Source organism: Nonomuraea jiangxiensis, assembly GCF_900099965.1.
GTDB lineage: Bacteria > Actinomycetota > Actinomycetes > Streptosporangiales > Streptosporangiaceae > Nonomuraea > Nonomuraea jiangxiensis.
Genome location: NZ_FNDJ01000050.1, coordinates 38,656 through 48,846, shown reverse-complemented (window position 1 = coordinate 48,846; position 10,191 = coordinate 38,656). Strand labels below are relative to the sequence as shown.

At 73.2% G+C, this 10,191-nt stretch carries 8 protein-coding genes; 1 reads left to right on the top strand and 7 read right to left on the bottom strand.

Features of this window, described 5'->3' with window-relative positions; all coding sequences use genetic code 11:
- Positions 1-330: dihydrofolate reductase family protein (locus tag BLS95_RS52185; RefSeq protein WP_176993567.1), on the top strand; the 330-nt coding region annotated here is incomplete at its 5' end.
- Between the two features lie 3 nt (positions 331-333).
- Here the strand turns inward: BLS95_RS52185 and BLS95_RS52180 are convergent.
- From BLS95_RS52180 to BLS95_RS52150, 7 genes are all read right to left on the bottom strand, one after another.
- Entirely contained in the window at positions 334-1,698 is a 1,365-nt protein-coding gene (locus BLS95_RS52180) for an NAD(P)/FAD-dependent oxidoreductase (RefSeq protein ID WP_090947082.1), read from the bottom strand.
- A 151-nt stretch (positions 1,699-1,849) separates the two neighbouring features.
- A complete protein-coding gene (locus BLS95_RS52175; protein ID WP_090947081.1) occupies positions 1,850-4,426 on the bottom strand; it encodes an FtsX-like permease family protein in 2,577 nt (858 codons plus the stop codon).
- On the bottom strand, positions 4,423-7,452 hold the full coding sequence (locus BLS95_RS52170) for an ABC transporter permease (protein WP_090947080.1): 3,030 nt from the start codon (positions 7,450-7,452) through the stop codon (positions 4,423-4,425). Before BLS95_RS52170 ends, BLS95_RS52175 begins: the two co-directional genes overlap by 4 nt.
- 160 nt (positions 7,453-7,612) lie before the next feature.
- Entirely contained in the window at positions 7,613-7,897 is a 285-nt protein-coding gene (locus BLS95_RS52165) for a hypothetical protein (protein WP_090947079.1), read from the bottom strand.
- Between the two features lie 32 nt (positions 7,898-7,929).
- Positions 7,930-8,916, bottom strand: coding sequence for a hypothetical protein (locus BLS95_RS52160; protein ID WP_090947078.1), 987 nt, complete (start codon positions 8,914-8,916; stop codon positions 7,930-7,932).
- The gene (locus BLS95_RS52155; RefSeq protein ID WP_090947089.1) at positions 8,913-9,461 is read right to left on the bottom strand and encodes an RNA polymerase sigma factor; all 549 of its coding nucleotides are present in this window, start codon (positions 9,459-9,461) and stop codon (positions 8,913-8,915) included. The genes BLS95_RS52160 and BLS95_RS52155 overlap by 4 nt, the downstream gene beginning before the upstream one ends.
- A 186-nt stretch (positions 9,462-9,647) precedes the next feature.
- Positions 9,648-10,082 (bottom strand): PadR family transcriptional regulator, encoded by a 435-nt coding sequence (locus BLS95_RS52150; protein WP_090947077.1) that lies wholly within the window; start codon positions 10,080-10,082, stop codon positions 9,648-9,650.
- Between the last annotated feature and the right edge of the window lie 109 nt (positions 10,083-10,191).

Below are 10,191 nucleotides of genomic sequence, written 5' to 3'. Positions count from 1 at the left end.
CCCATGACGGCCACCTGGCGCAACACCGAGGTGCTGGTCGGCGAGGCCGCCGACACGGTCGCCGAGCTCAAGAAGCGCACCGACGGCGAGATCATCACCCAGGGCAGCAGCAACCTGATCCACACCCTGCAGCAGGCGGAACTGGTCGACGAGTACCGGCTGGTGATCTCCCCCGTCGTGCTGGGCCAGGGCAAGCGGCTGTTCGCCGAGGGCACGGCCGCGGCCGGGCTGAAGCTGACCGGGAGCCGGACCACCGGCTCGGGCGTCGTGTACGTCACCTACGAGTGGACCGGCAAGCCCCTCCTCGGCTCCCTCTCCGAGGACGCCTGAGGATCACGCCGCCGGGACCCGGCGCGCGTCCCGCCCGCCGATCGAGGCCACGTGGGCGTCCCGGGCGTCCCGCTCGACGGCGATGGCCTGGCGGAAGTCCTCGTCCGCGTGCTCGACGGCCTCCAGCCGCACGGTCTCACGCCGGAACAACGACGCCAGCAGCCAGTCGGCCAGCACCGCCGCCTTGTGCCTGGCGGTCGGCACCCAGCCCAGGTGGTACGTCCGGTGCGCCAGCCACCCGAGGAACCCGGTGAGCTTGATCCGGTACACCTGGGCGACCCCCTGGTGGTGCCCGAGACCGGCGACCGAGCCGAGGTAGGCGTGCCGGTACGGCTTGAGCCGCCTGCCCCGTACGTACGCGACCAGGTTGCGGCCCAGCAGCTTGCCCTGCCGTACCGCGTGCTGGGCGTTGGGCGCCGTGAACTCCCCCGGCCGGGTCAGGTCCGGCACGGCGGCGCCGTCACCGGCCGCGAACGCGTCCGCGACACCCGCCACCGTCAGGTACTCGGTCGCGGTGATCCGCCCGGTGCGGTCCACCGGCAGCCCGCTGGCCGCGGCGAGCGGGCTCGGCCGCCCGCCCGCGGCCCACACCAGCGTGCCGGCGTCGAGTTCGGTCCCGTCCGAGAGCACCGCCACCCCGCCGGCCGCCGAGGTCAGCCGGGTGCCGAGCCGCACGTCCACGGCGCGCTTGCGCAGCGCGTCCACGGTCCAGCGGCCGAGGTCCTCGTGCAGTTCGGGCAGGATGTGGTCGGTGGCCTCGACCAGGGTCCAGCTCAGGTCGGCGGCCCTGATCCCCTCGTGGTAGCGCAGGGCCGCGTCGGCCAGCCCCTGCATCTCGGCCAGCGCCTCGACGCCGGAGAACCCGCCCCCGACCACCACGAACGTCAGCGCCCTGCGCCGCACCTGCTCGTCGTCGGTGGATTCGGCCGCGGCGAGCTGGGCCAGCACGTGGTTGCGCAGGTGCACGGCCTCCCCGATGGTCTTGAAGCCGACCGCGTGCTCGGCCAGCCCCGGGATGGGCAACGTGCGGGTGATCGAACCGGCCGCCATGACGAGGATGTCGTACGGGAGCGTCCTGGCCGGCCCCTGGACCGGCTGGAACTCGGCGCTGCGCGCCCCGTGGTCCACCCGCGTGACCCGCCCCGTCAGCACCCGCACGCCCTTGAGCACCTGTCCGAGCGGGGCGGCCACGTGGCGCGGCTCGATGGAGCCGCCGACCGCCTCGGCGAGGAACGGCTGGTAGGTCATGTAGCCGCGCGGGTCCACCACCGTGACGGCCACCTCGCCGGAACGGATCAGCTTACGCAGCCTCATGGCGCTGTACATGCCGACATATCCGCCACCGACGATCAGGATGTGCTTCCTCATTGCCCCGTCTCCTTTCGGGTCCTTCACCAGAAAGACGGGGACAGCACCGCATTTTGTGACAGGTTTCGCGATCCTGCTGGAGAGATTTTCCGCACCCCGCGACGCGACCCCGTGACCCGGTCCGCACACGCGGACGCCGCGATCGGCACGTTCACGGCAGGTCGCCCACGCGCAGGACGGCGCCCAGGTTGCGCCGCCGGCCGACGGCGGTGTGCGCGTACGCGCCGAGTACGGCGCAGACGGCCAGCCCGCCCGCCAGCACCACGGGCGTGAGCAGGCCGGGCGTGTAGTCGCCGACGGGCAGGCCGCCGGCGTAGGAGGACATGTCCACGCCGGGCCCGAGCGCGGCCGGCAGTCCCAGGCCCAGCGCGAGGCCCACCAGTGCCGTGACGAGGACCAGGGGCAGCAACTCCAGCACGGTCAGCCGCCGGGCCTGCCGGTCGGACAGCCCGAGCGTCCGCAGCAGCGACACCGCCCTGACCCGGCCGGGCGCCCCGACGACCAGTGACAGGACGATCGCGACCAGCGCGTACGCCCCCAGCGCCACCGTCACCACGAGCAGGGTCGAGCGGACCGTGCCGGTGAGCGGATCGGCCTGGATGGCGGCCAGCACCTGCTCCTGGGTCTCCACCGTGGCCGACGGGACGAGCCGCGCCAGCTCGGCGGGCGCGATGTCGCCCTTGATGAGCAGCGTGTTCGCCGCGGGCCAGGGCAGCGCCTCGCGCGGCACGAGGAGGAACTGCCCGCTGGTGGAGAACCCGGGAATGGAGTCGATCACCCCCTGGGTGGTCAGCCTCATCGGCGAGAGCCACATGATCTCGAAGGTCCCCCGGTCGCCCAGCGCGGGCGAGAGCAGCGCGGACGTGCCCCCGGACAGTGTGGGGAGGTCGACGGGCGCGTCACCGAGGACCTGCCGCCACTGCGCCAGGTCCACGGCGAGGGCGGAGGGCCGCTCCCCGGTGGCCCCGATCTGCGTCCGGCCCGTCAGCGCGAGCGCCACCTGCTCGACCCCGGCGGCCTCGCGTACCCGCTGGATGGCCTCGGCCGGGATGTCCTCGACGGACGTCAGCTTGATCGGCGCGCCCACCTTCTGCCAGGACGCCAGCCGCTGCGTGGCGGCGATCCCGTCGGAGATCACCGCGGCGAACACCGACACGCTCAGCGCGGGCAGCAGGATCAGCACCGGCAGCGCGCTGGCGGAGCGCGCCCTGGCCGCCCTGGTCAGCCCCAGGAACGGCACGGCCGCCCGGCCGCGCGCGGTCAGCCGGACGAGCAGCCGCAACGGGTAGGGGTAGCAGCGCACGGTGATGAGCGCCGCCGCGACCGTCAGCGCGATCGGGATCAGCAGCAGGAACGGATCCTGCTCCGCGGACCCGGCCGACCCGCGGGCCCGCAGCAGATAGGCCCCGGCCAGCGCGACCACGACGACCAGCACGTCCAGGGTCACCCGCCGGGCGGACGGCCGGGTGGCGACCACGTCGTCGCGGCTCTCGTGCAGCGGCGTGCGATGCGCGAGCACCAGCCGCGCCACGGCGAAGCCCACGGCGGTGACGACCACGACCGCCGGTCCGAGGTGCACGATCGGCAGCACGGGCCCCGGCATGAGGAAGGACAACGCGTACCCGGCCAGGGCGGCGGGCCCCACCACGAGCACGGTCAGCGCTCCCCCGGCCCCCGCCACCTGCCACAACGACCCGCCGCGCGCCCGCGCCAGCGCCAGCGCCTGATCCATCCGGTCGGTCAGCAGCCGCACGCCCAGCACGATCACGCCGAGCGCGACCGCGAGCAGCCCGCCGAGCACCAGGTACATGATGGTCCGCGCGGCCGACAGCGCGGCCATGAAGTCGCCGAGCAGCTGGGGCAGCCCGGTGGCCAGGCGGTAGTTGGTGGTGCTCGTCCCCTCGACCTCCAGTTGCCGCTGGAACTCGGTGACCGCCGCGTCGATGGCCGCCACGTCCAGCGCGCTCGCGGCCCGCCCGTCGAGCGGCAGGACCCAGCGGTAGGTCACGTCGCGGACGTTGCCGGTGAGCGTGGCCAGCCCGTCGTCGGACACCAGCGCCGTGGTGTGGAACCGGTCCGGAGCGTCCTCCGACACCACCCGCGTGACGTGCAGGATGTCGATGTCGTGGCTCCAGGCACGGTCGGCCGGGTCCTTCGCCTTGAAGACGCCGACGATCCGCAACGCGGCGGAGACGGGGTAGCCGATCACCTTGGTCTGGCCGATCCGCAGGCCCATCATGCCCACGGCCTCGTCGACGACCCCCACCTCGAACAGCGGGAGTGTCCTGTCCCCGTAGCGCATGGTGGACGGCTGGCCGGGCCTGCGGCCCTGCACCCAGTCCACCCGCCGGTCGGCGTCGGAGAGCCAGCCGGGGTTGATGTGGTTGTCGGTCCCGACGACGGGTGTGCGGACGGTCTTGACGCTCATGTGGCCGGCCGGCCTGACCAGGGGCCGCAGCGCCGCCGGGAGGAGCCCGCGCCACTGGGGGTCGAGGGCTTCGAGCCGCTCGCGGCCGTGCAGGTTCCCGTAGGGCATGGCCGGGTCCCCGGTCACGGTCAGGTCGGTCCGCGCGGCGGGGGCGGTGGTCAGCGACTGGCGCAGCGCCGCGTCGAACGACGCCTGCATCGTCCTGGGCAGCCCGGCGACGAGCAGGCAGGCGACCGCCGTCAGCATGACCAGCAGTGCCGATGTGCCCGCGTGCCCCCGGGCTCCCAGCGGGATCCTCATTGCTCTTCCACGATCTGTCCGAGCCGCAGGTGCCGGGCCATCGCGGCGACGATCCCGAGCAGCACCCCCGCCACCAGGACCAGCATCGCGGCCGTGGCCGCCCACGGGATGTGGAGCAGCACGCCGGGCGTGACCGCCGACGCCTGCCCGGTCAGGACGATGCGCGGGACCACCAGGTTCCCGATGATCACGGCGAGCCCGGTCCCGGCGATCAGCGACAGCCCGATGACGAACGCCTGCTCCGTCGCCAGCAGCCCGAACACCTGACGGGAGCTGGTGCCGAGCGCCCGCAGGACGGCGAACTCGGGTCTTCGCTCCCGCGCCACGACCACGGCGTTCGCCAGGAACCCGAGCACCGCGAACCCCAGCGCCGCGGCGAAGCCCAGGATCAGCGCCCCCTGCAGCCCGCTGGCCAGCGGATCGTCCCGCAGCGCCACCGTCAGCTCGCTCCTGTCGACCGTGGTCACTTCCCACTGCGGGTTCTCGCGGAGGAGCTCCCGTGCCCGGGCGGTGTCGGCGGCGGCGAGCCACCACTCGGTGGCGGGCCGGGGCGGTCGCGCCGCGGCCAGCTCGTACGCCTGCAGCGTCTCCCAGTCGGCGAGCACGGCCTGCTGACCGGGGGCGCTCGTCGGCATGCTCGCCACGACGCCGACCACCTTGACCTGCAGAACGCGGCCGGCGAAGCGGGCCGGCCCGGTCTGCCCGACGCCCAGCTTGAGCGAGGCGGCCAGGCCGGGGGTGAGGACCACGGGCAGCGGCCTGAGCCCGTGCTGCGGCGCGAAGGTGATCAGCCCTGGTGTCTCGCTCGCGGCCTGGGACACCGGCAGGTCCCGGCCGTCCGCGCTCAGCCCGGTCAGCCTCAGGCCGGTCTCGTCGGTGAGCAGGCCACGCAGCGCGAGCGGGTAGGTGATCCGGCCGGAGCGTCCGGCCAGCGCGGCCAGGTCGAGCTCGATCCGGTTCTCGCCCGGCCGCAGGTCGCCGAGCGGCAGGTCCCGCCACGTGCCCAGCGCGTCGGACAGCACCAGCCGGGCCGGCACGGCACCGGCCGCCACGACCCGCACGGTGAGGGTGCGCGGCCGTCCGGGCAGCTCCAGCCTGCCCGCCTGGTCCCCGGGCAGGGCCCGGGACATCTGCGCGACCGTCTGGGCCGACAGGTCGGGACGCAGGTCGAACAGCTCACCCAGCTTGCCCGCCTCGACGCCTAGCAGGACCGCGCTCTCACCGCTCACCTCGACCTGCTCCCGGAAGGCGGGCGAGGCCGTGGTGACGCCGGGCAAGGTGGTGAACGCCGTGCCGCGCCCGAGCGAGCCCAGCTCCGGCCCGTCCGCCGGCCCCGACAGCCGCAGGTCGGACCCGGCCTGGTGGTCGGCCTGGTCGAGCTGTGAGGCCTGCCAGGTGGAGGTGGTGGCCAGGGACACGATGCCGATCGCGATCGCCAGGGTCAGCAGCAGCGCGGGGCCGGCGTACTTGAGCGGGCGCCTGCTGACCTGCCACGCCCCGAGCGCGGGGGCGAGCGTGGGCCTGCGCGAGGTGAGCTTTTCGGCCAGCTTCGACACGCGCGGCACCAGCCGCAGGCCCAGCATGCCGCCCGCGAGCAGGGCCAGCGCCGGCCCGGAGATGATGAGCGGGTCCATGCCGAGCCCGCCCGCCGCGGTGGCGGTGACCGGCGCCCCGTAGTGCCGCAGTTGCCAGATCGCCAGCGCGGCCACCGCCAGCAGCGCCAGGTCCGCGCCCGCCCCCTCGATCAGCCCGCGCACGCCGCCGCGCCCGCGCGCCGTCTGCTCCTGCACGTACGTGCGCCGCGCCCCCACCAGGGCCGGCAGCACCAGCAGCACCGCCGCGGCCAGCGCCACGCCGAACGACACCAGGAACGAGCCCAGATCGGCCACCGACGCCAGCCGCACCCCCGAGGCCCTGATCCACGGCAACTGGTGGACCACGGCGAGCAGCGGCGGGCCCAGGAACGGCGCCACGACCGCGCACGGGACCGCCACCAGCAGCGCCTCACCGCCCGCCAGCGCGGCCAGCCGCACGGTGCCCGCGCCGCGCGAGCGCAGCAGCGCCACCTCCATGCGGCGGTGGTCGGCCAGCAGCCGGGCCGTCAGCATCAGCGCGTACGCGGCCAGCAGCAGCAGTTGCAGCACCGGGATCAGCATGGTGGAGCGGGCCACCAGGGACGCCGTGGCGAGCTGGGTGAGCAGCTCGGGCAACTGACCGGCGGTCACGCAGCTCACGCAGCCGGCCGCCATCAGCCGCTCGCCCACCTGGCCGACCGCCGCCGCCAGCGGGCGCAGCCGCTCGGGCGTCAGCGCGCCGAGATCGGGCTCCACCGTCCAGATGGCCCTGACGCTGGTGGCGAAGCGCGCGACGAACGTCTCCTTCGCCACCATCAGCGGCCCGTACGTGGTGAACTCCCCGCGTTCGGCTCCCCTGCTCAGCAGTTCCTCGCCCGCCCAACGCTCGCCCACGGGGTCGGCGAGCTGGAAGACGCCGGCGACGCGGACCGCGACCGGGCGCGAGTCGAGCCGCCCCTTCGTGACGAACTCCTGCCCGGCCTCGAACCCGGTCGCCGCGGCCGCCGGCACCGAGATCGCGACCTCGACCCGGTCGCCGCCCGCCCGCGGCCAGGCGCCGGAGACGAGCCTGGCGTGCCGGTCGAGCCCGTCGTAGCTGCCGAACCTGAGCAGCTCGGGCACCTTCTTACCGTCCTGTCCCGGCATGACGTAGGAGTCCGAGCGGAGACTGGTGGTGACGGCCGGGAGCGTGGTGTAGGCCCTGGTGAGCTCGTCGCGTACGGCCCGGTCGTAGGTGGGGAGGGTCTCGGCGGTGATCTGGGCGCTGATCGTGGTGGCCGTCCGGCCGAACGACGCCGTCTCCGCCACCCTGCGGACACCGGCTCCCGCGATGGAGGAGGCGTACATCGTCAGCGCCACCAGCGTGGTGGTGGCCAGCATGATCGACCCGAAGGCGGCCAGGAGGAGCAGCGGCTCGCTGAACGCCCTCTTGACGACCAACGGCGCTCGCATCCGTCCCCCTCCGCCCGTTGAGTAGACCTTCGGGGCACAGTCGGACGGAGAGCAAGACAGATCACTTCAACGGTGACGCACCTGATACGCCTATGTGATCGCGAAACCGTGACAAACGACGGCGCACCGCGTCCTGATCTGTCAGTGCGACAGGGTCAGGTCAAGAGGACGGCCAGAGAGCGTCCGACGCCAGCAGCAGCGCGCCGAGTCCGATCGCCACCAACCCCAGCACCAGCCCCGCCACGGACATACTGCGGTTGGACACCGTGGAGATCGTGGCCTTCTTCCGCACCGCGGGCCACGCCGCCGCTGCCGCGACGGCCCCGAGAACCGGCGTCACCCAGAGCGGCGCCCCCCATCTCGAAGCCAGCGGGAGAGCGGTGATGATGCCGAGAAGGGCGAGGACCAGGGAGTAAGGACCGAGCCGATCGGCCAAGCGCGTCATGTGAGCGAGTGTAGATCGCTCGGTATCGGCCGTTACTCCAGGGAGGCCGGTGGGGGCGCGCTTCCGTTGTAGAAGGGGTTCTCGGGCAACCGCTCGGGTGTGACGAGCAGCCGGATCACGCCGGCCTTCACCTGCCAGGCGTGCCAGACGATCCAGTCGGGTCCCACCCGGTCGGCGGGAAGCGGTTCGAAGGACAGACCACCGGTCTTGGCAGCCGTCCGGATGAGGCTGAACACCACCGTCAGGCCGCGCTTGCGCGCCTCAGCCAGGACGTCGTCCACGGGGCGGCCGTCGCGCAGGCGAACCCCGTCGAACATCTCGCCCGGCGCCATGGCCAGGTCGGGGTTCGCGTAGTCCTCCCCCGGCTTCGCCTGACGGCCCAGCTGGACGTCGACGGTCCCGGTGAAGGCGGCGGGGATCCGCATCACCATGGAGCAGCCGCCGTCCTGGCCTGGCCGGCACCCCTTGGGGGTCGTCCCCATCGTGAGGGGGATGCCGTCGAAGCGAGGGCCGGCGGGGTCCGGCTCGGCTGCCCGGTCAGGGCCGGCGGAACCCGTGATCACCATCCCCAGGATCTTCCCCACGCTCCCTGGCGAGACGGGCACCGGGCGCAGATCGACGTTCAGGCCGACCGCGTGGAACGCCTCGGTGTACTTGCCGTAATCGGCGAACGGGTCCTTGATGTGGGCGACGTACTGCTCCCCTTCCCGGTGGATCTCCACCGCGGAGTTGGCGTAGGAGGCCACCCCGCCACGTCCGTCCTCCAGCAGGCTCGGACCCACCACCAGGCCCGCCGCGAGCACGATCGCGGCGGCCAGGCCCAGCCCGAGCCGGCGCCGGTCGCGCGGAAGGCGCCGGTGGGGACGCCACGCCGCTCCGGCGGGGACGCCCTGCTCCTGGGTGGCGATCGAGGCCAGCAGTGCCCGTGCCCCCGCACCGGACGCGTGGCTGTCCGGCTGTCCGGGCTCGACCCGGGCCAGCGGGCGCAGCAGTTCGTTGATCTCGTCGGCGCTCCTCACAGCGACCTCCCCGCCGGAATCATCCGGCTCTCTGATGTGAACCGGACACCGGCTTCGTCCAGCGCCCGTGAGAAACGCCTGCGGGCGCGGTACAAGCGGATGCGTACGGCGTTGCGTGACAGGCCCAGCATGGTGGCGATCTCCTCGCGTTCCAGGCCCTCCCAGGCGACCAGCGACAGCAGCTCGCGGTCGTCGTCGGACAGGCTCCGGAACACCGAACCGATCGCGCTCAGCTCCACACCGCTGTCCGGGTGGTCTCCATAGAGATCGGCCAGCTCCGCGTCGAGCTCCACGCTGCGCAGCCGCTGCCGGACCGCGCTCCGGCGGTGATCGGCCAGCACCTTGCGCGCCACCCCGTACAGCCAGAGGCGGGCCTCCTGTCCCGGTGGCAGCTCCCCCACCCTGCGCCAGGCGATGGTGAAGGTCTCCGCGACGACGTCGGCCGCGTCCTGCGGTGAGTCGCAGCGGCGCGCGGCGTAGGCCGCGATCAGGTCGTACGTCTCCCTGTAGACGGCCTCGAACCTGGCCACGTCGTCGTCATCCACGGGCACGTCCCACGGTCGGCCTCCTTCACCAGTACGAAATGCGGACATCCTCGTACATGGCGAGATCCGGCCCATCATTTCGCGCTATTCCGCGAAATCTCGTGTTCTTTCGGTTTGGCTTCCGAGAACTCCGCGCGAGGCCGCCGTTCGTGCGCTCGCCTTCCCCGTCCTCGTTTCTGTACGGCGTCAGGGGTCGAGCGGCTTGAGCCGGTCGATGTGGTCGCGGAACCAGTCGAGCGCGAAGCGGTGTGAGGCGATGCCGTAGTCGAGCGTCGCGCGCTGGTGGGTGGCGAGGTCGGTGTGCTCCGCGGGGACGTCCAGGGGGTCGAGGTGCTTGCCGAGGGCCGAGAGCCCGGCGAGTTCGGTCTCGATGCGCGCCGTGATGCGGCGGAGCACCGGTAGGCGTTCGGCCGGCTCCCCCGTCATCCACGCGCGGAACTCCTGACGACCGGCGTCGGTCAGGCGGTACACCTTCCGCCCCCGGCCTCCGGCTTCGATGCTGGCGACCTCGATGAACCCTTGCGCGAGCAGGGTGTCCAGCGCGCGTTTGATGCTGCCCGAGCTGGCGCTGTAGAAGAGCGCGACGCCGGCCCCGAAGCCAGCACGACCACGGGACTCCACGTCCTCAAGGGAGTCGACCGGACGCCCGCGATCACGGTGCGCCCACCTGGCGAGTCACACGTCCGGGTTGCCCGATCACCTGGAGAAGCGCCGTGAGGGGCCCAGTGTG